Origin of the sequence: Xanthomonas sacchari (assembly GCF_024266585.1) — a bacterium.
In the GTDB taxonomy this organism is placed as follows: Bacteria; Pseudomonadota; Gammaproteobacteria; order Xanthomonadales; family Xanthomonadaceae; genus Xanthomonas_A; species Xanthomonas_A sacchari_C.
The window spans coordinates 4,470,817-4,492,186 of sequence record NZ_CP100647.1 but is presented as its reverse complement, the minus strand read 5'-3'; the positions used below and the strand labels follow the sequence as shown (position 1 = coordinate 4,492,186).

At 67.9% G+C, this 21,370-nt stretch carries 21 protein-coding genes; 13 read left to right on the top strand and 8 right to left on the bottom strand.

Going from position 1 to position 21,370, the window contains the following annotated elements; genetic code table 11:
• Nucleotides 1-36: 36 nt before the first annotated feature.
• On the top strand, nucleotides 37-324 hold the full coding sequence (locus tag NKJ47_RS18870) for a hypothetical protein (RefSeq protein ID WP_254461475.1): 288 nt from the start codon (nucleotides 37-39) through the stop codon (nucleotides 322-324).
• Nucleotides 325-444: 120 nt separating this feature from the next.
• On the opposite strand, the gene NKJ47_RS18865 is transcribed toward NKJ47_RS18870, so the two are convergent.
• Nucleotides 445-1,257: a hypothetical protein gene (locus tag NKJ47_RS18865; RefSeq protein WP_254459262.1), complete on the bottom strand. Its 813-nt coding sequence runs from the start codon at nucleotides 1,255-1,257 to the stop codon at nucleotides 445-447.
• Nucleotides 1,258-1,703: 446 nt separating this feature from the next.
• Between NKJ47_RS18865 and NKJ47_RS18860 the strand changes: the two genes are divergently transcribed.
• The 10 genes from NKJ47_RS18860 (at nucleotide 1,704) to NKJ47_RS18815 (ending at nucleotide 10,062) form a co-directional block, all read left to right on the top strand.
• A complete protein-coding gene (locus NKJ47_RS18860) occupies nucleotides 1,704-2,069 on the top strand; it encodes an ATP synthase subunit I (RefSeq protein WP_026143249.1) in 366 nt (121 codons plus the stop codon).
• A gap of 26 nt (nucleotides 2,070-2,095) precedes the next feature.
• Entirely contained in the window at nucleotides 2,096-2,890 is a 795-nt protein-coding gene (gene atpB, locus NKJ47_RS18855; protein ID WP_254459261.1) for a F0F1 ATP synthase subunit A, read from the top strand.
• Nucleotides 2,891-2,967: 77 nt separating this feature from the next.
• Nucleotides 2,968-3,267 carry a F0F1 ATP synthase subunit C gene (atpE, locus tag NKJ47_RS18850; RefSeq protein WP_010340497.1) on the top strand — a complete coding sequence of 100 codons (300 nt, stop codon included), beginning with the start codon at nucleotides 2,968-2,970 and terminating at the stop codon, nucleotides 3,265-3,267.
• Between the two features lie 114 nt (nucleotides 3,268-3,381).
• Nucleotides 3,382-3,852, top strand: a complete 471-nt coding sequence (locus tag NKJ47_RS18845) for a F0F1 ATP synthase subunit B (RefSeq protein WP_017910291.1) — start codon at nucleotides 3,382-3,384, stop codon at nucleotides 3,850-3,852.
• A 1-nt stretch (nucleotide 3,853) separates the two neighbouring features.
• Nucleotides 3,854-4,381, top strand: coding sequence for a F0F1 ATP synthase subunit delta (locus NKJ47_RS18840; protein WP_254459260.1), 528 nt, complete (start codon nucleotides 3,854-3,856; stop codon nucleotides 4,379-4,381).
• A 147-nt stretch (nucleotides 4,382-4,528) separates the two neighbouring features.
• A complete protein-coding gene (gene atpA / locus NKJ47_RS18835; RefSeq protein WP_254459259.1) occupies nucleotides 4,529-6,076 on the top strand; it encodes a F0F1 ATP synthase subunit alpha in 1,548 nt (515 codons plus the stop codon).
• 117 nt (nucleotides 6,077-6,193) lie between these two features.
• Nucleotides 6,194-7,057 carry a F0F1 ATP synthase subunit gamma gene (gene atpG / locus NKJ47_RS18830; protein ID WP_254459258.1) on the top strand — a complete coding sequence of 288 codons (864 nt, stop codon included), beginning with the start codon at nucleotides 6,194-6,196 and terminating at the stop codon, nucleotides 7,055-7,057.
• A 119-nt stretch (nucleotides 7,058-7,176) separates the two neighbouring features.
• On the top strand, nucleotides 7,177-8,583 hold the full coding sequence (gene atpD, locus NKJ47_RS18825; RefSeq protein ID WP_254459257.1) for a F0F1 ATP synthase subunit beta: 1,407 nt from the start codon (nucleotides 7,177-7,179) through the stop codon (nucleotides 8,581-8,583).
• A 169-nt stretch (nucleotides 8,584-8,752) separates the two neighbouring features.
• Nucleotides 8,753-9,175 carry a F0F1 ATP synthase subunit epsilon gene (locus NKJ47_RS18820; RefSeq protein WP_019796279.1) on the top strand — a complete coding sequence of 141 codons (423 nt, stop codon included), beginning with the start codon at nucleotides 8,753-8,755 and terminating at the stop codon, nucleotides 9,173-9,175.
• A gap of 308 nt (nucleotides 9,176-9,483) precedes the next feature.
• The gene (locus NKJ47_RS18815; protein ID WP_254459256.1) at nucleotides 9,484-10,062 is read left to right on the top strand and encodes a chorismate mutase; all 579 of its coding nucleotides are present in this window, start codon (nucleotides 9,484-9,486) and stop codon (nucleotides 10,060-10,062) included.
• A 460-nt stretch (nucleotides 10,063-10,522) separates the two neighbouring features.
• Here the strand turns inward: NKJ47_RS18815 and NKJ47_RS18810 are convergent, their stop codons facing one another.
• Entirely contained in the window at nucleotides 10,523-10,906 is a 384-nt protein-coding gene (locus NKJ47_RS18810; RefSeq protein ID WP_254461474.1) for a GtrA family protein, read from the bottom strand.
• Between the two features lie 140 nt (nucleotides 10,907-11,046).
• On the opposite strand from NKJ47_RS18810, the gene glmU reads away from it, so the two are divergent.
• Nucleotides 11,047-12,414 carry a bifunctional UDP-N-acetylglucosamine diphosphorylase/glucosamine-1-phosphate N-acetyltransferase GlmU gene (gene glmU / locus NKJ47_RS18805; protein WP_254459255.1) on the top strand — a complete coding sequence of 456 codons (1,368 nt, stop codon included), beginning with the start codon at nucleotides 11,047-11,049 and terminating at the stop codon, nucleotides 12,412-12,414.
• A gap of 2 nt (nucleotides 12,415-12,416) precedes the next feature.
• Nucleotides 12,417-12,938, top strand: a complete 522-nt coding sequence (locus NKJ47_RS18800) for a GNAT family N-acetyltransferase (protein WP_254459254.1) — start codon at nucleotides 12,417-12,419, stop codon at nucleotides 12,936-12,938.
• A 448-nt stretch (nucleotides 12,939-13,386) separates the two neighbouring features.
• On the opposite strand, the gene NKJ47_RS18795 is transcribed toward NKJ47_RS18800, so the two are convergent.
• The 6 genes from NKJ47_RS18795 to NKJ47_RS18770 form a co-directional block, all read right to left on the bottom strand.
• Nucleotides 13,387-14,742: a sensor histidine kinase gene (locus NKJ47_RS18795; protein WP_254459253.1), complete on the bottom strand. Its 1,356-nt coding sequence runs from the start codon at nucleotides 14,740-14,742 to the stop codon at nucleotides 13,387-13,389.
• Entirely contained in the window at nucleotides 14,739-16,076 is a 1,338-nt protein-coding gene (locus NKJ47_RS18790) for a sigma-54-dependent transcriptional regulator (RefSeq protein ID WP_254459252.1), read from the bottom strand. The genes NKJ47_RS18795 and NKJ47_RS18790 overlap by 4 nt, the downstream gene beginning before the upstream one ends.
• A gap of 102 nt (nucleotides 16,077-16,178) precedes the next feature.
• Nucleotides 16,179-17,399 carry an ABC transporter permease gene (locus NKJ47_RS18785; RefSeq protein WP_254459251.1) on the bottom strand — a complete coding sequence of 407 codons (1,221 nt, stop codon included), beginning with the start codon at nucleotides 17,397-17,399 and terminating at the stop codon, nucleotides 16,179-16,181.
• Nucleotides 17,400-17,437: 38 nt separating this feature from the next.
• On the bottom strand, nucleotides 17,438-18,739 hold the full coding sequence (locus NKJ47_RS18780) for an ABC transporter permease (protein WP_254459250.1): 1,302 nt from the start codon (nucleotides 18,737-18,739) through the stop codon (nucleotides 17,438-17,440).
• Between the two features lie 49 nt (nucleotides 18,740-18,788).
• Nucleotides 18,789-20,015, bottom strand: coding sequence for an ABC transporter permease (locus NKJ47_RS18775; protein ID WP_254459249.1), 1,227 nt, complete (start codon nucleotides 20,013-20,015; stop codon nucleotides 18,789-18,791).
• 46 nt (nucleotides 20,016-20,061) lie between these two features.
• Nucleotides 20,062-21,357 carry an ABC transporter permease gene (locus tag NKJ47_RS18770; RefSeq protein ID WP_254459248.1) on the bottom strand — a complete coding sequence of 432 codons (1,296 nt, stop codon included), beginning with the start codon at nucleotides 21,355-21,357 and terminating at the stop codon, nucleotides 20,062-20,064.
• Nucleotides 21,358-21,370 lie beyond the last annotated feature (13 nt).

The window sequence follows — 21,370 nt, the reverse complement described above, 5'->3', positions numbered from 1 at the left end:
GTGTGCGGTGCGGTCGCGGCCGTGGTGAACCGACGCATGGAGGTCGAGGTGGGGCAGGCCAGCCTGTGTCCCGAGCTGCAGGCGCTGCTGCAGCGCGAACTGGCCGGCGGCAACCGCATTGCCGAGCCGCCGCGCCGCACCGACTGGCCGCATCCGGGCTCGGTCTTCGTATCGCTGAAGCGCGACTTGCGCAGCGACGTGGCGTCGCTGCCGGCGGCGGTGCAGCACGCGATCTGCACCGATCCGCACTACGGCTGGCACGACGAGTGCTACTGCACCCTCCACCGGAATCTGCTGGTGGCCGGTGCGACCAAGCCGCCGTGAGCGCGTGCTGGCGTCGGTCGCGTCGTGCATCTACCACCTGCCCTAAAACGACAGAACCCCGCATCGCTGCGGGGTTCTGCATGAAGCCGCGCGGGTCCCGGGTCCCGGGACCCGAACGCATCAGAACGCGAAGGTCACGCCGGCGACCGGGCCCTTGAACTCCTGCTTCAGGCCGATGCTGGCGTTGTCGCGCTTGCGGTCCACGTCCAGCTTGAACCAGTCGTAGCCGGCGAAGATGCCGAAGTTGCGGGTAAAGCGGTACTCGACGATGGCGTTGGCGCGGCTCAGGTCGCCGTCGTAGTCGCCGAAATCGCCCCACTTGGTGTTCAGGTACTGGCCCTGGATGTTGAACAGCCAGTGCTCGCTCGGGTGCGCGGTGAAGCGCACGCCGACCACCGGCGCGGCGCCGTCCTCGCTCTCGTCCAGGAAGGTGCCGGTGTAGACCGGGCCCAGGTCGGCGTAGGCATTGGACTCCACCTTTGCCCACTCGGCACCGATCTGCAGGCCCATGCTGAACTGCGGGTTGTCGATCACCGAGTAGTCGTACACCAGGCTGGCCACCTGGTACTTCAGCTCGCCCTTGACGAAGCTGCCGGTCGGCACGGTCACGCCGCCGAAGCTGACGTCCTGGCCCAGTTCCTCGCGGCGGTCCTTGTCGAACTTGAAGTAGTCGAAGATCAGGCGCTGGCGGGTGCTCAGGCGGAACACGCCGTCCACGCGCGGCTCCCATTCCTTGCCGCCGAAGTTGAAGTCCTGCGCGCCGGACACGGCGTTGCCATTGATCACGGCGTTGCCGCGCAGGGTGTTGTCGTTGTCGACGTTCATCGCGCCCACGCGCAGGGTGAAGCGGTCGTCGCCGTCTTCGGCGTGCGCGGGCAGGGCGTAAGCGGCGGCGAGCGCGCACGGCAGCGCAAGGGCAAGCAGGTGTTTCATCGGGGACAAGCTCCGTCGTCTTGGGATTTTTTGGATGGGGCGTCGATGGCAATGCCAGCGCGTGCCGCCACTATCCTTAAATTTGCGTCCACCATTCGTGAAAGTATGGTGGTCCGGGCCGCCACGTCTGTCCCAAAACGCGCCACGAAAAAAGCCCCGGAAGGACCGGGGCTCGGTGGGGCTGCGCGATAGGCCGACGAGGATGGGCGCAGTCCCTGTCCAATCGGACAGCGTGCTGGACAAAAAGTTCCCACGCAAAGACGTGCTGCATTGCCGCATTCGAGGCCGGTGGCGGGGTGCGGCCGTGCTATCGTCTACGTGCGGACCGGGATCCGGACGCCCTCAGGACCCTTGGCGGTTGTCTCGCAAATTGTCCCATTGCTATAATTCCGCGGCTCGACGGACGCGAAGTCGTCCTCACTCCACCACCAATTGCAGGATTTTCTGTGCTGAACTCCGTTGATGCGGGTCGGCGGCTGATGCTGCGCGCAGCGATTTACCCGCTGGTGGCGGTGGCCGTGGTGTCCCTGCTGTTCCTGCTGCTGGGACCGAAGTACGCGATGGGCGCCGCCGCGACCGGGCTGGCGACCGTGGCAGGGGGATGGCTGGCCGCACGCACCGCGCTCAATGGCGGCGTGCAGGCGGCAGGTTCGGCGCTGGCGCGGTTGATCGTGGCCATGGTGCTGAAGTGGGTGTTGGTGTTCGCGGTACTGGCGCTGGGCTTTGCCTGGTGGCGGTTGCCTCCTCTGGCCCTGTTGGCGGGTATCGCCGTCGGGCTGATGTTCCAGGTTCTGGCTCTGGCCAGGCGTTGATCGAATCAAGAAAAGGCTCAGGACTCATGGCGGGCGAGGCACTAACCCCTACCTCCTACATCCAGCATCACCTCAAGAACCTCACTTTCCAGGTGCAGGAAGGCGGGTTCTGGCAATTGCACGTCGACACCCTGGTGATGTCGCTGCTGATGGGCCTGCTGATGGTGTTCGGCTTCTGGCTGGCCACGCGCAAGGCCACTGCCGGCGTGCCCGGCAAGTGGCAGGCGTTCGTGGAGATCCTGCTGGAGTTCGTCGACCGCCAGGCCAAGGACACCTACCACGGCACCAGCAAGCTGGTGACCCCGATCGCGATCACCCTGTTCTTCTGGATCCTGTTGATGAACCTCATCAAGATGATCCCGGCGGACTTCCTCGCGATCCCGCTGAGCTGGGTCGGCGTGCACTTCTGGAAGCCGGTGCCGACCGCCGACGTCAACGCCACCCTGGGCATGTCGATCAGCGTGTTCTTCCTGATGCTGTTCTTCTCGCTGCGCTCCAAGGGCGTGGGCGGGATGACCAAGGAATTCCTCACCGCGCCGTTCGGCAAGTGGATGCTGCCGTTCAACCTGATCCTCAATATCGTCGAATGGCTGAGCAAGCCGGTGTCGCTGGCGATGCGACTGTTCGGCAACATGTTCGGCGGCGAGATCGTGTTCCTGCTGATCTGGGTGCTGGGCGGTGCCGGCATCCTCGGTGCGCTGGCCGGCGGCGCGTTCGGCTTCGGCTGGATGCTGTTCCACCTGCTGGTGATTCCGCTGCAGGCGTTCATTTTCATGATGCTGTCCATCGTGTACCTGAGCCTGGCGGAAGACAGCCACTGACGTTTCTGTTTCACATGTTCTAAGCAACCCTTCGTTCGATTCACCATCCTCAAGCAACTTTGTTCCTGGAGAAAACCATGTACTTCGCCGTCCTGACCAACCTCGCCCAAGTCCAGAGCTCCACCGTCCTCGCCGTCGGCATCATGATCGGCCTGGCCGCGCTGGGCGCCGGCCTCGGTCTGGCCATCATGGCCGGCAAGTTCCTGGAATCGGCCGCGCGCCAGCCGGAACTGATCCCGGTGCTGCAGGTCCGCATGTTCATCACCGCCGGCCTGATCGACGCCGCGTTCATCATCAGCGTCGCGGTCGGCCTGCTGTTCGCGTTCGCCAACCCGATGATCGGCGAGTTCGTCGCGCGTCTGCCGCAGGGCGGTTGATCCCGTCGTACCGGCGTGCGGTCGCCGCAGGCGGCCGCCGCTACGGATGAAGGTTCGGACGTGCCGCCGTGCTGGCGGCGCGTCCACCCCGTCACCATTGGCTGAGCGTACCCCATGAATATCGGTCTCACCCTCTTTGCCCAGGCGCTGGCGTTCGCCGGTCTGATCTGGATCGTCGCGACCAAGATCTGGCCGCCGTTGATGCAGGCCATCGAAGAGCGCCAACAGAAGATCGCCGAAGGCCTGGCCGCGGCCGATCGCAGCCAGAAGGACCTGGCGCAGGCGCAGGAAAAGGTCAACGAAGCGTTGAAGGACGCCCGCATCAAGGCCAACGAGATCATCGACCAGGCCCATGCGCGCGCCAACCAGATCGTCGAGGCGGCCAAGCACGAGGCGATCGTCGAAGCCAACCGGCAGAAGGAACTGGCCCAGGCCGAGATCGATGCCGCGGCCAACCGCGCGCGCGAGGACCTGCGTCGCCAGGTGTCGCTGCTGGCGGTGAGCGGCGCCGAGAAGCTGCTCAAGCGCGAAATCGACGCCAACGCCCACAAGGCGCTGCTCGACGAGCTGGCGGCGGAGATCTGAGATGAGCCAGGCCCTCACACTGGCGCGTCCCTACGCTCGCGCCGCGTTCGCCGCGGCCAGCGACGCCGGCAAGCTCGCGCCCTGGTCGCAGGCGCTGGCGTTCTCCGCCCAGGTCGCCGCCGACCCGCGCGTGGCCGCGTTGCTGCACAACCCGCTGTTGCAGCGCGAGCAGGCGGTGGCGCTGTTGGCGCCGGAAGCGGCCGACGAGCAGTACCAGCGCTTCCTGAGCCTGCTGGCCGAAGGCCAGCGGCTGCCGCTGCTGCCGGAGATCGCCGGGCTGTACGACCAGCTGCGGGCCGAGGCCGAGCGCGTGGTGCAGGCCAACGTGACCTCCGCGACGGCGCTGAGCGATGCCGAGGTGGCCTCGCTGAAGGTGGCGCTGAAGCAGCGTTTCGGCCGCGAGGTCGAGATCACCACGGCGGTGGACGCTTCGCTGATCGGCGGCGCGGTGATCGACGCCGGCGACGTGGTCATCGACGGTTCGTTGAAAGGCAAGCTGTCGCGTCTGCAGTCCGCACTGGCCCACTAAGAAACGGGAATGGCGAATAGAGAGGAGAGAACCCGGCCCGGCGGCGACGCCACCCGCGATTCCCGATTCCCCATTCCCGATTCTCAAAGAAGCTAACCACACGTCGCCATCCGCCGTTGCGCGATGGACGATCCGAAGGAAACCAAGATGGCAACCACGCTCAACCCCTCCGAAATCAGCGAACTGATCAAGAACCGCATCGAGCAGGTCAAGCTGGCCGCGGAGTCGCGCAACGAAGGTACGGTCACCAGCGTGTCCGACGGCATCGTGCGCATCTTCGGCCTGGCCGACGTGATGCAGGGCGAAATGATCGAACTGCCCAACGACACCTACGCCCTGGCGCTGAACCTGGAGCGCGACTCGGTCGGCGCCGTGGTGCTCGGCGACTACGAGAACCTGCGCGAAGGCGACGTGGCCAAGACCACCGGCCGCATCCTGGAAGTGCCGGTCGGCAAGGAACTGCTGGGCCGCGTGGTCAACGCGCTGGGCGAGCCGATCGACGGCAAGGGCCCGCTGGGCACCAGCGCGACCGCGCCGGTGGAGCGCGTGGCGCCGGGCGTGATCTGGCGCAAGTCGGTCGACCAGCCGGTGCAGACCGGCTACAAGTCGGTCGACGCGATGATCCCGATCGGCCGCGGCCAGCGCGAGCTGGTCATCGGCGACCGCCAGACCGGCAAGACCGCGCTGGCCATCGACGCGGTGATCAACCAGAAGAACACCGGCATCAAGTGCGTGTACGTGGCGATCGGGCAGAAGGCCTCGACCGTCGCCAATATCGTGCGCAAGCTGGAAGAGAACGGCGCGCTGGCGCACACCATCGTGGTCGCCGCGACCGCCTCCGAATCGGCGGCGATGCAGTACATCAGCGCCTACGCCGGCTGCACCATGGGCGAGTACTTCATGGACCGCGGCGAAGACGCGCTGATCGTGTACGACGACCTGTCCAAGCAGGCCGTGGCCTACCGCCAGATCTCGCTGCTGCTGAAGCGCCCGCCGGGCCGCGAAGCCTACCCGGGCGACGTGTTCTACCTGCACAGCCGCCTGCTGGAGCGCGCCGCGCGCGTGTCCGAGGAGTACGTGGAGCAGTTCACCAAGGGCGAGGTCAAGGGCAAGACCGGTTCGCTGACCGCGCTGCCGATCATCGAGACCCAGGCCGGCGACGTCTCCGCGTTCGTGCCGACCAACGTCATCTCGATCACCGACGGCCAGATCTTCCTGGAAACCGACCTGTTCAACGCCGGCATCCGCCCGGCGGTGAACGCCGGCATCTCGGTCTCGCGCGTCGGCGGCGCGGCGCAGACCAAGATCATCAAGAAGCTCTCCGGCGGCATCCGCATCTCGCTGGCGCAGTACCGCGAGCTGGCGGCGTTCGCGCAGTTCGCCTCGGACCTGGACGAAGCCACCCGCAAGCAGCTCGAGCGCGGCCAGCGCGTCACCGAGCTGATGAAGCAGAAGCAGTACATGCCGATGTCCATCGCCAACCAGGCGCTGTCGATCTACGCGGTCAACGAGGGCTACCTCGACGACGTGCCGGTCAACAAGCTGCTGGCGTTCGAAGAGGGCCTGCACGCCCACTTCGCCAACACCCAGGGCGAGCTGATCGCCAAGGTCAACGACACCGGCGACTGGAACGGCGACATCGAGGCCGCGTTCAAGAAGGGCATCGGCGAGTTCAAGACCACGGGCAGCTGGTAATCCAGTTGCAGGGAATCGGGAATCGAGAATAGGGAATCGTAAGAGCGGGATTCTGGCTTCGACCATTCCCGATTCCCCTTTCCCCATTCCCACGAAGCGAGCAAAGCGAGCGAGAGCATGGCAGGCGGACGCGAAATCAAATCCAAGATCAAGAGCGTGCAGAACACCCGCAAGGTGACGCGCGCGCTCGAGATGGTCTCGGCCTCCAAGATCCGCAAGGCGCAGGATCGGATGAAGACCTCGCGTCCCTACGCGCAGGCGATGAAGCAGGTGATCGGGCATCTGGCGCAGGCCAGCACCGACTACACCCATCCGTTCCTGGTCCAGCGCGAGTCGGTCAAGCGCGTCGGCTACATCGTGATCTCCTCCGATCGTGGCCTGGCCGGCGGCCTGAACAACAACCTGTTCCGCAAGATGCTGGGCGAAGTGCGCCAGTGGCAGGACCAGGGTGCGGGCGTGGACGTGGTCACCGTCGGCCAGAAGGCCTCGGTGTTCTTCCGCCGGCTCAAGGTGGACATGGTCGGCAGCGTCAGCCACCTGGGCGACCAGCCGCGCGTGGAGCAGCTGATCGGCGTGATCAAGGTGATGCTGGACGCGTTCACCGAAGGCAAGCTGGACCGCGTGTACCTGGTCTACAACCGCTTCATCAACACGATGACGCAGAAGGCCAGCTTCGACCAGCTGCTGCCGCTGCCGGCGGCCGAGAGCCAGGTCGCGCACCACGACTGGGACTACCTGTACGAACCCGATGCCGCGAGCGTGCTCGAGCACGTGATGACGCGCTACATCGAGTCGCTGGTGTACCAGGCGGTGCTGGAGAACGTGGCGTCCGAGCACGCGGCGCGCATGGTCGCGATGAAGGCGGCCAGCGACAACGCCAGCAAGCTGATCAGCACCTTGCAATTGGTCTACAACAAGGCGCGTCAGGCTGCGATCACCCAGGAAATTTCCGAAATCGTCGGCGGCGCAGCCGCTGTGTAGCCGGGAATAGGGAATGGAGAAACGGGAATGGTCGCAGCATCGCTCGATCTTCCCATTCCCGATTCCCCGTTCCCCATTCCCGACACCAGTTTCGAATAGACATTAGTGGAGTTATCCAAATGAGTCAGGGCAAGATCGTTCAGATCATCGGCGCGGTCGTCGACGTCGAATTCGCGCGTGCCGATGTGCCGAAGATTTACGACGCACTGAAGGTCGACGGCACCGCCATCACGCTGGAAGTGCAGCAGCAGCTGGGCGACGGCATCGTGCGCACCATCGCCCTCGGTTCCACCGACGGCCTCAAGCGCAACCTGGTCGCCACCAACACCGGTCGCGCGATCTCGGTGCCGGTTGGTGCCGGTACGCTGGGCCGCATCATGGACGTGCTGGGCCGTCCGATCGACGAAGCCGGCGACGTGCAGGCCAGCGACCATTGGGAAATCCACCGTGCGGCGCCGACCTACGAAGATCAGTCCTCGGCCACCGAGCTGCTGGAAACCGGCATCAAGGTCATCGACCTGATGTGCCCGTTCGCCAAGGGCGGCAAGGTCGGCCTGTTCGGCGGCGCCGGCGTCGGCAAGACCGTCAACATGATGGAGCTGATCAACAACATCGCCAAGGCGCACTCGGGTCTGTCCGTGTTCGCCGGCGTGGGCGAGCGTACCCGCGAGGGCAACGACTTCTACCACGAGATGAAGGACTCCAACGTCCTGGACAAGGTGGCGATGGTGTACGGCCAGATGAACGAGCCGCCGGGCAACCGCCTGCGCGTCGCGCTGACCGGCCTGACCATGGCCGAGTACTTCCGCGACGAGAAGGACGCCTCGGGCAAGGGCAAGGACGTGCTGCTGTTCGTCGACAACATCTACCGCTACACCCTGGCCGGTACCGAAGTGTCGGCGCTGCTGGGCCGCATGCCGTCGGCGGTGGGCTACCAGCCGACCCTGGCCGAGGAAATGGGCGTGCTGCAGGAGCGCATCACCTCGACCAAGTCCGGCTCGATCACTTCGATCCAGGCCGTGTACGTGCCCGCGGACGACCTGACCGACCCGTCGCCGGCGACCACCTTCGCCCACCTCGACGCCACCGTCGTGCTGTCGCGTAACATCGCCTCGCTGGGTATCTACCCGGCGGTGGATCCGCTCGACTCGACCAGCCGCCAGATGGACCCGAACGTGATCGGCCACGAGCACTACGACACCGCCCGCCGCGTGCAGTCCACCTTGCAGAAGTACAAGGAACTGAAGGACATCATCGCGATCCTGGGCATGGACGAACTGTCCGAAGAGGACAAGCAGGCCGTGTCGCGCGCGCGCAAGATCGAGCGCTTCTTCAGCCAGCCGTTCCACGTGGCCGAAGTGTTCACCGGCTCGCCGGGCAAGTACGTGTCGCTGAAGGACACCATCCGCGGCTTCAAGGCCATCGTCGACGGCGAATACGACCACCTGCCGGAGCAGGCCTTCTACATGGTCGGCGGCATCGAGGAAGCGGTCGAGAAGGCCAAGAAGATGGCCGAGAAGGCCTGATCTGGACGCCGGCCGCATGCGGCCGGCATCCGGGAATGGGGAATCGGGAATAGAGAATCGTCAAGGCGGGAGACACGGCATCCGAGGCATCGCACAGTGGTCAGAGGCAATCCGCTTCTCCCATTCCCGATTCCCGATTCCCGATTCCCGCCTCACCCAGTGAGGCACCATGAGCACCATCCGTTGCGACATCGTCAGCGCCGAGCATGAGATCTACCACGGCGACGCCACCCTGGTGGTCGCGACCGGCGAGCTGGGCGAGTTGGGCATCGCGCCCAAGCACGCGCCGTTGATCACCCGGCTCAAGCCCGGCAAGGTGGTGGTGACCACCCCCAGCGGCGAGCAGCTGGATTTCGCCATTTCCGGCGGCATCCTCGAGGTGCAGCCGCAGGTGGTGACGATCCTGGCCGACACCGCGATCCGCGCGCAGGACATCGACGAGGCGTCGGTGCGCAAGGCCAAGGAAGAAGCCGAGCGCCTGCTCGCCAACCGCGGCGAAGGCATGGACGTGGCCGAGGCCCAGGCCAAGCTGGCCGAGGTCACCGCGCAACTGCAGGCGCTGGAGCGCCTGCGCAAGAACCTGAAGCACTGAGTTCCGTGCCACGCGGCCCAGCGGCCGCACGCGCGACGACAACGCCGGCGTTTGCCGGCGTTGTCGTGTCTGCGGCATGCAGGGACGCGTGCGCACGGCGGTTCGCCGGGCACGTTCCTGGGCCATCGCGACACGAATGGTGTGGAATGCGACGTCGCGCACGTCGCTGGCTTGCTGGTCGCTGACTCGGTGGTGTCGCCATGCGACAAGACGCCGGTGCGGTCATCGTTCGGTCCGTTGGCTGCGGCAAGATGGCCGCCCGATCTGCGGCCCATCCCCCATCCGCAGACGGTTACCGGAGAATCGAGATGAGCCTGTCCGCTTCCGTTCCTCGTCCCTGCGTGCATGCGCTGACGGCCGTGCTGGCCGGCGCCCTGTTGATGGGATGCGCGTTGCCCGCGCGCAGCGCCACCCCGCTGGAATCGCTGCTGGATCGCATCGTCGAGCGCAATGCCATCGGCGACCAGGTGGCGCTGAGCAAGTGGGACAGCGGCAAGCCGGTGCTGGACGCCACGCGCGAGGCCGCGGTGCTCGCGAGCGTGCGCGATCAGGCGCCGGCCCACGGCGTGGACCCGGACGATGCGGCGCGCTTCTTCGGCATGCAGATCGAATCCAACAAGCTGGTGCAGTACGAACTGCTGTCGCGCTGGCACCTGCGCGGCCGCGCGCCCAACAGCCCGCGCCCGGACCTGACCGCGCTGCGCGCGCGCCTGGACCAACTGCAGGGCGAGATGCTGGATGCGCTGCAGGCCAGCGCCGCGGTGCGCCAGGCGCCCGACTGCCCGGCCACGACCGCGCGCGCGGCCGAGGCCTATGCGCTGCGCTGGCAGCTCGACCAACTGCACCGCACCGCGCTGGTGCGCAGCCTGGGCGATTTCTGCCACTGAGTCGTCGGTCGCCGGCCGGCGACGGATGGCCTGCGCCGGAGGCAGGCAACGTTGCCTTGGCGATCAGCGCCCCTGATGCGGACCCGGCGTCCGGGCTTCGCTCGTCGCGACTGAAGTCGCTCACACAGGGATGCTCCCGGCATCTGCCGGGTTTTGTGGGAGAGGCTTCGGCCCCGACGGCTGTCGACGCTGATCATTGCCCGAGCTTCGCTCGTCGCGACGGAAGTCGCTCTCACAGGGATGCTCCCGGCGTCCGCTGGGCCTATTGTGGGAGGGGCTTCAGCCCCGACATCCGTCGGCGCTGATCATTGCCCGGTCTGCGTTCGTCGCGGCTGCAGTCGCGCCCACAAGGATGCTCCCGGCATGCGCTGGATCTTTCAGCGAGAGGCGTCAGCCCCGAAAGTCGTCCGCGAGGATCGTATCAATCGGAGACGTCTTTTTGCGCGCCGTGCCGCCAGCGCTAGCGGTAGACCAACTGCCGGCCCAGGAAGAACGACACCACCGCCAGCATGCCTTCCACCAGCGGTTTGGCCAGCCAGGCCAGGCGCAGGCCCAGCGCGTGGGCGCACAACGCCACCAGCCAGGTGCTGAGCGCGGTGAGCACGATCCACATGGCCATGAAGCGGCCGAAGCGGCGCCAGCCCAGGCGCGCATCGTCGCCGTTGGCGAAGGTGATGCGGCCGTTGAGCCAGAACCCGAGCAGGGCGCCGCAGACGCGGCCCAGCACGTTGCCCGGGACCGTCGGCATGCCGGCCGCGGTCGCGGCGACGAACACGCTCCAGTCGACCAGCAATTGCAGCAGGCCGATCAGCAGGAACTGGCTGCCCTGGCGCAGGAGACCCATGAACATCCGCAGCAGAAGACGATCGCGCATGCTAGCGCCTGCGGCGCCGATGTGCAGCCCGCCGCGTGTGCGGTGGTCGTGACGGCAGGCATGGCCGACAGCCTCTAGAATTCGTCGTCCATCCGCAACGGAACCGCCCCATGAGCCTGCCCCTGCACGTCGTGATCCTCGCCGCCGGCGCGGGCAAGCGGATGAAATCGGTCAAGCCCAAGGTGCTGCAGCCGATCGCCGGCCGGCCGATGCTGGCGCATGTGATCGAGACCGCGCGCCACCTGCAGCCCGATGCGATCCACATCGTCCATGGCCATGGCGGCGACGCGGTGCTGGCGGCCTTCGCCGACCAGCCGGACCTGCGGTGGGCCGAGCAGGCGCAACAGTTGGGCACCGGCCATGCGGTGCAGCAGGCGATGGCGGCCGTACCGGATGCGGCCACGGTGCTGGTGCTGTACGGCGATGTGCCGCTGATCCGCGCCGAGACCCTGACCCGCCTGCTGCACGCGCCCGGCCGCGTCGCGGTGCTGGTCGCCGAACCGGAGGACCCCAGCGGCTATGGCCGCATCGTGCGCGACGCCGCCGGCAAGGTCGCGGCGATCGTCGAGCAGAAGGACGCCGACGACGAGCAGCGGCACATCCGCACCATCAACACCGGCATCGTCACCGCCGAGTCCACCGCGCTGAAGCGCTGGCTGGCGCAGTTGCGCAACGACAACGTGCAGGGCGAGTACTACCTGACCGATATCTTCGCCGCCGCCGCCGCCGAGTTCACCCCGGCGGAGATGGTGCTGGTGGCCGACCCGATCGAGGCCGAGGGCGCCAACGATCCGTGGCAGCTGGCGCAACTGGAACGCGCCTGGCAGGCGCGGGCCGCGCGTGCGCTGTGCGAACAGGGCGTGCAGCTGATCGACCCCAACCGCCTGGACCAGCGCGGCCGCGTGCGCGCCGGCCGCGATGTGCGCATCGACGCCAACGTGATCCTGGAAGGCGAGGTGGAACTGGGCGACGGCGTCAGCATCGGCCCGTTCGTGCGTTTGAAGGACGTGGTGCTGGGGCCGGGCACCGAAGTGCGCGCGCATTGCGACCTGGAAGGCGTGGTAGCCGAGGGCGCGGTGCAGATCGGCCCGTTCGCGCGGCTGCGCCCGGGCACGGTGCTCGCCGACGGCGTGCACATCGGCAACTTCGTCGAGACCAAGAAGGCTGTGCTCGGCGTCGGCAGCAAGGCCAATCACCTGACGTACCTGGGCGATGCGACCATCGGCAGCGGCGTCAACGTCGGCGCCGGCGTCATCACCTGCAACTACGACGGGGTCAACAAGTCGCAGACGGTGATCGGCGACGGCGTGTTCGTCGGCTCCAACAGCGCACTGGTGGCGCCGCTGGAGATCGGCGACGGCGCCACCATCGGTGCCGGTTCGGTGATCACCCGCAGCGCGCCGGCCGGCAAGCTGAGCGTGGCACGGGTGCGCCAGGAAACGGTCGAAGGCTGGAAGCGTCCGGGCAAGCGCGACTGAGCATGGCCGGGCGCATCCGCCTGGCGCGCGCGCAGGAGTTGGCGCGGTTGCCGCGGATCGAGCGGCGCGCCGGCGCCCTGTTGCAGGGCCATGCGGCGCAGGCCGTGTTCGCGGCGCATACGCTGGATGCGCAGGCGCTGCGCGCGGGGCTCGCACGCGGGCAACTGTGGGTGGCGCTGGAGGAGAATGGCGACTGCGCCGGCTATCTGCTCGGCGGCTGCCTGGACGAGGGCTTCCACGTGCAGCAGATGGATGTCGACCCACGCTACGGTCGTCGCGGCCATGGTCGTGCGCTGCTGCGGCATGCGCGCGCGGCCGCGGTGGCCGCCGGCTTCCCGTGCATGCTGCTCACGACCTTGCGCGACGTGCCGTGGAATGCGCCGTTCTACGCCAGCGAAGGCTTCGCCGAACTGCCACCCGCGCAATGGGGGCCGCAGCTGCGCGCGACGCTGCAGCAGGAAGCCGCGATGGGCTTCCCGATGCATCTGCGGGTGGCGATGCGCTGTCCGCTGCGGGACGACTGAGCGCGGGGGGCGCTGGGCGATCTCGTGGTCGTCCGCTTGCAGGGGGCTGGTCAGCAGCGCAGCCATGCCGCTGCGACACGACGATAGGGAGCACACGATGCAAGGGGCGTCGGGGTGTCGGCCCGGGTGTTGCGCATCTTTCCGGCGTCGACCTCCGGACACCGCGAGTAACGACGGGACGCGTCCTGTAGGAGCGGCTTCAGCCGCGACGGGTTTACCGGGAACGCCCGTCGCGGCCGAAGCCGCTCCTAGGGGACAGCGTCATGTGTGGCAAAAGCAGGTGATTCGAGGTGCCCTTCAGCCGCGCCGAACGCGTCCTTGGTACACGCCGCCGCACCGCGGAGCGTTCGCTGGAACAAAATTCAGTGCGGTGGTCGCTGCGTTCCCTACCCGTGATTACGCGCTTCCGGTCCCCAATCCCCAATCCCCAATCCCGGCTCCCAAAAAATCAGCCCCGCTCCCCCTGCGGCAACTGCACCGTCACGCACAATCCGCCTTCGTCGCGGTTGTGCAGCGACAGCCGGCCGCCGTGGGCCTCGACGATCTCGCGGGTCAGCGCCAGGCCCAGGCCGGTGCCGTTGCGCTTGGTCGAATAGAACGGCATCAGCGCGTTGTGCAGCACCGCCTCGTTCATGCCGCTGCCGCGGTCCAGCACTTCCAGGCGCAGCCAGTCCGGACGGGTGGACACGCGTACGCGCACGCCATCGGTCGGTGTCTGCCCCTCGGGCAGGGATTCGTGCGCGTTCTTGACCAGGTTGAGCAGAGCCTGCTGCAGTTGTGCCGGATCGACGCGGCTGTGCAGGTCCGGCGCCTCCAGTTCCAGCGCGAACGGGATGTGCTGCTGCAGCCCGGCCAGGAACTGCGCCCAGTGCACGGTCTGCAGCTGCGGCTGCGGCAGCTTGGCGAAGCGCGCGTAGCCGCGGATGAAGCCTTCCAGGTGCCGCGCGCGTTCCTCGATGGTGCCGAACACCTCTTCCAGCCTTTCCACCTTCTGCCGCCGCACCAGCTCGGCACCGGAGTGCGCCAGCGAGGCGATCGGCGCCAGCGAGTTGTTGAGCTCGTGGCTGATGACCCGGATCACCTTCTTCCAGGTGTGCACTTCCTGGCGCCGCAGTTCGGCGGTGAGCAGGCGGATCAGCAGCAGTTCGTGCGGGCGGCCGTTGAGATGGAAGCGGCGCTGCGACAGGTGGTAGATCTGCTCTTCGTCCGGATCCTCGTCGCCGCCCTCGATGGCGAACAGGCTGTCGCCGCCGCGCGAGATCGCTTCGCGCAGCGGCGCCGGCACGCCCAGCAGCAGGTCGTCCAGGCGCTGGCCTTCCAGCTTCCAGCCGCTGTGCAGCAGCTTGCGCGCGGCCAGGTTGGAGAACACCACGCGGCGCAGGCCATCGCCGCCCTTGGAGGTGAGCAGCATCGCCACCGGGGTGTTCTGCACCATGGTGTCGAGCATCAGTTCGCGCTGCGCCAGGCCCTGGCGTTGCTCGCGCAGGATCTCGCCCAACTGTGCATGCGCGGCGACCATCTCGCCCAGTTCGTCGTCGCCGCGCCAGTGCACGCCGAAGTTGTACTCGCCGTCGCGATAACTGCTGACGGTGCCGGCCAGGGCGCGGAACACCGAGCGCATCGGCGCGGTGGCGCGGCGCAGGGTCCACCACATCAGCAGCAGCAGGGCCAGCGCCGAGGCCGTTACCACTTCCCAGCCGCGGTCCATCCAGTAGGCCAGCAGCCAGGGCAGGGCCGCCGCCAGCGCCAGCACCGGCAGCAGGCGCAGGAACAGCATGGCGGTGAAGGAGCGGCGCAGTTTCATTCGCGCGGGATGCCGTAGCGGTCCATGCGCCGGTACAGCGCCTGCCGGCTCATGCCCAGTTCGGCGGCAGCCTGGGCGATGACGCCGTGGGCGCGGCCCAGTTCCGCCACGATGCGCTCGCGGTCGGGTTCGGCGGCGGCCGCCGCGCGCGGCGCGGCCGGCCTGGGCAGGTTGAGGTCGGCGGCCTCGATCTGCGCACCGCTGGCCAGCAGCTCGGCGCGCTGCACCACGTTGCGCAGCTCGCGCACGTTGCCGGGCCAGGCGTGGCGCTGCAGCGCCTGGCAGGCGCCGGCCGACAACGGCTTGTCGCCGGACAGGAAGTGCTCGGCCAGCGGCACGATGTCGCCGGGGCGCTCGGCCAGCGCCGGCAGCGCCAGCTCCACCGCGTTGAGCCGGTAGTACAGGTCCTCGCGGAACGTGCCCTCGCGGATCATCCCGGTCAGGTCGGCGTTGGTGGCGCTGATCACCCGCACCTTGACCTGCCGCTCGCGGTTGGAGCCGAGCCGCTCGAAGCGGCCGGTCTCCAGCACCCGCAGCAGCTTCATCTGCCCGGCCAGCGACAGGTTGCCGATCTCGTCCAGGAACAGGGTGCCGCCGTCGGCGGCCTCGAACTTGCCCTCGCGCACCTTGTTGGCGCCGGTGTAGGCGCCGGCCTCGGCGCCGAACAGTTCGGCCTCGATCAGTTCGGCCGGGATCGCGCCGCAGTTCAGCGCCACGAACGCGCCGCGCCGCACCGGGGAATTGGCCTGGATGATCTGCGCGATCTTCTCCTTGCCGCTGCCGTTGGGGCCGGTGATCAGCACCGGCAGTTCCGAGCGCGCGACCTGGCAGGCCAGGGCGATGGCGCGCTCGCTGGCGGGGTCGGCGAACACTGCGCCGCACAGGTCGTAGCGCTGCGCCAGTTGCTGGCGATGGCGGCGCTCGCCGTCGCGGCGGCGCTCCAGCTCGCGGCGGGTCTCGGACAGCTCCAGCAGGTTGTTGACCGTGGTCAGCAGCTTGCGGTCGTCCCAGGGCTTGGCCAGGTAGTCGGCGGCGCCGGCCTTGACCAGTTCCACCGCGCTGCTGAGCTGGGTCCAGGCGGTCAGCAGGATCACCGGCAGGTCCGGATGGCGCGCGCGGATCGCCTCGAACAGGGCCACGCCCTCCTCGCCGGAGGTGGTGTCGGCGGTGAAGTTCATGTCCTGCAGCACCAGGTCGATGTCGCCCTCGCCCAGGCGCTGCAGGCCGGCCTGCGGGCTGTCGGCGTAGACGGTGTCGATGTCGTGCAGGGAGAACAGCACTTCCAGCGCGGTGGCGACTGCGGGGTTGTCGTCGATGATCAGCAGGCAGGGCATCGTGCACCTTGGGCGCGTGCGGGCGCGCCGGCGAAGAAAAACGGACCAGGCGGCATCATCGCAGTCCGCGCGCGGCTTGTCGTGCCTGCGTGCATCGGCGCCTCAGACACTGCGCGTGGCCACCGCCGGCGGCACCGCGGCGGCGCGGCGCGCGGGCGGCAGCACCGCGAGCTGGCCGAGCAACCACAGCACCAGCGCACCGACCGGCAGGTACCACAACGGCAGCCGCGGCAACTCGTAGGCGCTCATCAGGTACAGGTTGGCGGCGTAGGCCAGCAGCATGCCGAGCACGATGCCGGTACTGGCGAGGAGGAAGTTCTCCAGCTGGAAATACCGCAGGATCTGCGTGCAGGTGGCGCCGAGTGCGCGGCGGATGCCGATCTGCTTGGTGCGCTGCTGCACCCAGAAACTGGTCAGGCCGACGATGCCCAGCGCGGTGACCAGCAGCAGCGCGACGCAGACCCCGACCAGCAGCCAGGCCATCGCCTGGTCGTTGCGGTAATAGGCCGCGCGCGCCTGCTGCAAGGTCTTGGTGCGGTTCACCATCCGCCGTGGACCGTGTTGCGACAGCGTCGCCTTGGCTTGCCGCAACACGGCCTCGCGCTGCGCCGGATCGCGCACGCGCAGCAGGTAGGTGCCGCGATCGTAGGGAACGTTCACCGGGAACAGCATCGTGTCCTCGTAGTTGCCGGTGCTCCCGCCTTCGCGGGGTTGCACCAGGCGCTGCACCACGCCGACGACGCGGTGTTCGCCGTAGACGTAGATGGTGCGGCCCACGGCGTTCTGACCGGGGAACAGGCGTTGCGCCAGCGACTGGCTGAGGATGACCGAGGGCGGGATGCGTTTGGCCACCGGATCGCGCAGTTGCGCGTCGTCGATGAACTCGTCGTCCGCGAAGCGGCGCCCTGCGACCAGATGCAAGCCCAGGGTGTCGAGCAGCCGCGCGTCGCCGAAGTACTGCACCGCATGCAGGGTGCTGCGTTCCTGATCCGGGCGCAGCGACACGCCGCTGTAGCCGAGCGAATCGCCGAACAGCGCCTGGTTGATGATGCTGGCCTCGCGCACACCCGGAATGCGTCGCAGCGCGTCCAGGTCGGCCCGGGTCTGCGCGGCATCGTTGCCGTCGCTGACCACGCTGCGGCTACGCAGCTGCACCAGCTCCTGCTCGGCGGCGCCACTGGGCCTGTGCATGCGCTCGAGCCGCTGATCGATCAGGAACAGCGCGTTGCAGACGACGGCGCAACTGAAGGCGATCTCCAGCACGATCAGGGCGGCGGCGACCCGGTGTTTGCGCAGGCTCGAGAGGATGGGATGCAGGGACACGGCGGGAATTCCTGGTGGAGAAGGGCGCGCGTGGCGCGTCATTGCGACTTGAGCTGCAGGGCGGTGGACACGCGCATCGCCTGCCACGCCGGCAGCGCGCCGGCGAGCAGGCTGCTGCCCAGGCTCAGCACCAGGGCGAGCAGCAACATGCGGCCGTCCAGGTACGCCAGCGCGGCGTAGTCGGCCGGCTGCTGCCGCACCAGCCAGGTGCCGATCCAGGCCAGCAGCAGGCCGCCGGCGCCGCCGGCCAGGCCGATCGCCGCCGCTTCGATCAGGTGCTGGGCGAAGATCGTCCGCCGCGAGGCGCCGAGCGCGCGTCGCACGCCGATTTCGCCGCTGTGGCGCAGGAACTTGGCCAGCATCAGCCCAGCGGTGTTGAGCAGGCAGATGCCCAGGAACGCCAGCGCCAGCCCCACCTGCAGGCGCACATCGGAGGGGACGGCGTGGTTGCGGTCCAGCCAGGTCATCACGTCGCTGAGGCGGATGTCCGGCGGGTGGCGGAAGCCGCCGGCGTCGCGCAGCTGGCGCACATAGGCTTGCAACGCATCCAGATAGGCGATGCGCTTGGCGTGGGTGTCCAGTTCCACCCAGTACTGGATCCAGGCGCAGGGGGCGTTCTCGCTGGTCCTGTTGCCGGCATGGTCGCCCCAGCAGGACATCGAGCCGCTGACGTCCAGGTCCAGGTCGCGCGCGGTGGAGAACGGCACGAACACCTCTTCGCTGTCGCCATACTCGGTGTTGGTCAGGTCGTAGAAGCGCGGGTTCATGTCCCAGGCGTCGATCACCCCGACCACCCGCAGCACTGCATCGCCCAGCTGGAGTTGGCGGCCGACACTGTCCACGTCGCCGAACAGCTGGGCATTGAGTCGCCGGGAAATCACCGCGACACGCGCGCGCCGGGCATCGTCGTCCGCGGTCCAGGCGTGGCCATAGCGCATCGGCACCGCGAACATCGGGAAGAAGTCGGCGCTGGTGTAGCGTGCCTCGGCGCCGAACGGCGACTGGTTCGCCTGCGCCGGCACCACGGTCACGCCGCCGGCGGACATCATCGCCTGGCGGTCGCCGCGCTTGTCGCGCAGCAACGCTTCGGCATCGCGCCGGGTCAGTTGCTGCGGATCGGTGTCGTTCGGATCGTAGTGGTCGTCCGGCACGATGTTGAACTCCACGTTGAACAACTGCGCGCTCTTGCCGGGAATCGGATCGGCCGCCAGCACGTGGAACACGGTCAGCGTGGTCATCGATGCGCCGATGCCCACTGCGATCGCCAGCACCATCAGTGCGGTGAGCAGGCGGTTGCGGCCGAAGCTGTGCAGCGCCAGTTTGCAGTAGTAGCCGAACATCGTGCTTCCTGAAGAAAAAGGGCCGTTCGGAGCCGGCCAAGGGGGTGGGTCAGGTGCTGCGGGTGGCCACGGCCGGCGGCACATCGGCGGCGCGGCGGGCCGGCGCGAACACCGCCAGCTGGCCGAGCAGCCACAGCGCCACCGCGCCGATCGGCAGGTAGGCCAGCGGCAGCCGCGGCAGTTCGTACTTGCCCATCAGCCACTGGTTGATGGCGTAGGCCAGCAGCATGCCGAGCACGATGCCGGTACTGGCCAGCAGGAAGTTCTCGGTCTGGAAGTAGCGCAGGATCTGCCCGCGGGTGGCGCCGAGCGCGCGGCGGATGCCGATCTGCTTGGTGCGTTGCTGCACCCAGAAGCTGGCCAGGCCGACGATGCCCAGCGCGGTGACCACCAGCAGCGCCACGCAGACCGCGCCGAGCAGCCACACCATCGCGCGGTCGCCCTGGAAGTAGGCGTCGCGGATCTCGCTGTAGGTCTGTTGCTTGAGCACCAGCCGGCTGCTGTCGACCTTCATCAGCGCCGCGGTGGCCGCGTTCAGCACCTCCTGGCGCCGCGCCGGATCGGTGACCCGCAGCACGTACATCCCGTCGGTGTAGGTCAGGCGGAACGGCATCAGCATCGCATAGTCGATCTCGCCCAGGCCGCTGACCGCATTGGGCCGCGCCAGGGTCTCGACGATGCCGACCACGCGGGCGCCCACCGGCCCGGTGTACACGGTCTTGCCCAGCGCGTTCTGCCCCGGGAACATCTTTTCCGCGGTGGCGCGGTTGAGGATGATGGCGGTGCCTTTCTCCTGTACCCGCTTGTCGGTCTCGGCGGCTTCCAGATCCATGTACTCGTCGGGGGCGAAATCGCGTCCGGCCACCAGCTTCAGGCCCAGGGTCTTCAGCGTGCCCTCTTCGGCCATGTACTGCGCCGCGTTGAGCGTGGGCCGCTCCTGGTCCGGGGTCAGCGACAGGCTGGTGTTCCAGGAGGAGTGCACGAACGGCACCTGGTTGAGCAACGTGGCGCTGCGCACGCCGGGCACCGCGCGCAGCGCGGCCAGGTCCTCGCGGGTGCGCGCGGCGGCGTTGACCTGCTGGCCGATGCCGCCCAGCGAGATCGTCACCAGCTCCGACTCGGCGATGCCGCTGGGCCGGTGCAGGGTCTCGATGCGGTTGCCGATCAGGAACAGCGCGTTGCACACGATCGCGCAGGCCAGGGCGATCTCCAGCACGATCAGCGCGGCGGCGGTCTTGTGCCGGCGCAAGGTGGACAGGATGGGGCGGATATCCATGGCGGTGACCTTGTGAGAGGGCGTGGGAGGCGCAGGGCGCGCAGGATCAGGATTTGAGCTGCAGGGCGGGTGCCACCTGGATGGCGCGCCACGACGGCAACAGGCCGGCGAGCAGGCTGGCGCCGACCGCCATGGCGAAGGTCAGCGCCAGCATGCTCGGGTCCAGGTGCGCCAGCTTGGCGTAGCTGGCCGGCTGCTGGCGGACCGCCCACAGGCCGAGCATGGCCAGGCCGAGCCCGGCCACGCCGCCGGCCAGGCCGATCGCGCCGGCTTCCACCAGGCATTGCGCGAAGATCGCCGCGCGCGAGGCGCCCAGCGCGCGGCGCACGCCGATCTCACCGCTGCGGCGCAGGAACTTGGCCAGCAGCAGGCCGACGGTATTGAGCAGGCATACCAGCAGGAAGCCCATCGCCAGCCACAGCTGCAGGCGCACGTCGCCGGGCACCACTTCCTTGTAGTCCAGCCACTGCATGACGTTGCGCAGGCGTACGTTGTTGGGGCGCTGGAAGCGACCGGAGGCGCGCTGCTGGGCCGAATAGTTCTCCAGGTAGGCCTTGTAGTCGGCGGCCTGCGCGGGGCTCTCCAGTTCCACCCAGTACTGCACCCAGGCGCAGGGCGCGTTGAGTGCGGTCTGCTCGCCGTTGCTGTCGCCGAAGCAGTTCATGCTGCCGTTGCGGTCCATCTTCAGGTCCATCGCCACCGAGAACGGCAGATAGGCCTGCTCGTCCGACCCGTAGGTGTTGGTCACGTCGTAGAAGCGTGGTTTGGGCTCCCAGGTGTCGAGCACGCCGACGATGCGGAAGGTATTCTGGTCCATGCGCAGTTCGCGGCCGACGCTGTCGGCGCCGTCGAACAGCTTCTCGTTGAGCGTCTTGCTGATGACGACCACGCGGTCGTGGCGCTCGTCTTCGGTGCCGGTCCAGCCGTGGCCGTACAGGAACGGGGTATCGAACATCGGGAAGAAGTCCGCCGAGGTGAAGCGCACCTCCGACTTGAACGGCTTCAAGCCGCTCTTGTTCGGCTCGATCGCCACGCTGCCGCCGCTCATCAGCGCCTGGCGCTTGGCGCGCTTCTCGCGCAGCAGGGCCTCGGCATCGAAGCGGGTGTTCTGCGAATCCGGCTCCTCGCCCGGCTGGAAGCCGGCCTTGGGCTGGGCGTCCACCTGTACGTAGAACAGGCGGTCGCTCTTCTGCGGGATCGGGTCGCCGGAGAGGACGTGGAACACGGTCAGTGTGGTCATGCTGGCGCCGATTCCTAAAGCGATGGCCAGCACCATCAGCGCGGTGAGGACGGTGTTGCGGCGGAAGCTATGCAAGGCGAGGCGGAGGTAGTAGCCGAACATGGGAGCTCCGGGG

Bases quoted from the DNA above. Each gene is read 5' to 3' on its own strand.
- NKJ47_RS18790 (WP_254459252.1), bottom strand. From the start codon at position 16,076: ATGCCCTGCCTGCTGATCATCGACGACAACCCCGCAGTCGCCACCGCG.
- NKJ47_RS18770 (WP_254459248.1), bottom strand. From the start codon at position 21,357: ATGTTCGGCTACTACCTCCGCCTCGCCTTGCATAGCTTCCGCCGCAAC.
- NKJ47_RS18870 (WP_254461475.1), top strand. From the start codon at position 37: ATGGAGGTCGAGGTGGGGCAGGCCAGCCTGTGTCCCGAGCTGCAGGCG.
- NKJ47_RS18815 (WP_254459256.1), top strand. From the start codon at position 9,484: ATGAGCCTGTCCGCTTCCGTTCCTCGTCCCTGCGTGCATGCGCTGACG.
- NKJ47_RS18810 (WP_254461474.1), bottom strand. From the start codon at position 10,906: ATGGGTCTCCTGCGCCAGGGCAGCCAGTTCCTGCTGATCGGCCTGCTG.
- NKJ47_RS18865 (WP_254459262.1), bottom strand. From the start codon at position 1,257: ATGAAACACCTGCTTGCCCTTGCGCTGCCGTGCGCGCTCGCCGCCGCT.
- atpD (WP_254459257.1), top strand. From the start codon at position 7,177: ATGAGTCAGGGCAAGATCGTTCAGATCATCGGCGCGGTCGTCGACGTC.
- glmU (WP_254459255.1), top strand. From the start codon at position 11,047: ATGAGCCTGCCCCTGCACGTCGTGATCCTCGCCGCCGGCGCGGGCAAG.
- atpB (WP_254459261.1), top strand. From the start codon at position 2,096: ATGGCGGGCGAGGCACTAACCCCTACCTCCTACATCCAGCATCACCTC.
- NKJ47_RS18780 (WP_254459250.1), bottom strand. From the start codon at position 18,739: ATGTTCGGCTACTACTGCAAACTGGCGCTGCACAGCTTCGGCCGCAAC.
- NKJ47_RS18795 (WP_254459253.1), bottom strand. From the start codon at position 14,742: ATGAAACTGCGCCGCTCCTTCACCGCCATGCTGTTCCTGCGCCTGCTG.
- atpG (WP_254459258.1), top strand. From the start codon at position 6,194: ATGGCAGGCGGACGCGAAATCAAATCCAAGATCAAGAGCGTGCAGAAC.
- NKJ47_RS18820 (WP_019796279.1), top strand. From the start codon at position 8,753: ATGAGCACCATCCGTTGCGACATCGTCAGCGCCGAGCATGAGATCTAC.
- NKJ47_RS18800 (WP_254459254.1), top strand. From the start codon at position 12,417: ATGGCCGGGCGCATCCGCCTGGCGCGCGCGCAGGAGTTGGCGCGGTTG.
- NKJ47_RS18775 (WP_254459249.1), bottom strand. From the start codon at position 20,015: ATGGATATCCGCCCCATCCTGTCCACCTTGCGCCGGCACAAGACCGCC.
- atpA (WP_254459259.1), top strand. From the start codon at position 4,529: ATGGCAACCACGCTCAACCCCTCCGAAATCAGCGAACTGATCAAGAAC.
- atpE (WP_010340497.1), top strand. From the start codon at position 2,968: ATGTACTTCGCCGTCCTGACCAACCTCGCCCAAGTCCAGAGCTCCACC.
- NKJ47_RS18845 (WP_017910291.1), top strand. From the start codon at position 3,382: ATGAATATCGGTCTCACCCTCTTTGCCCAGGCGCTGGCGTTCGCCGGT.
- NKJ47_RS18840 (WP_254459260.1), top strand. From the start codon at position 3,854: ATGAGCCAGGCCCTCACACTGGCGCGTCCCTACGCTCGCGCCGCGTTC.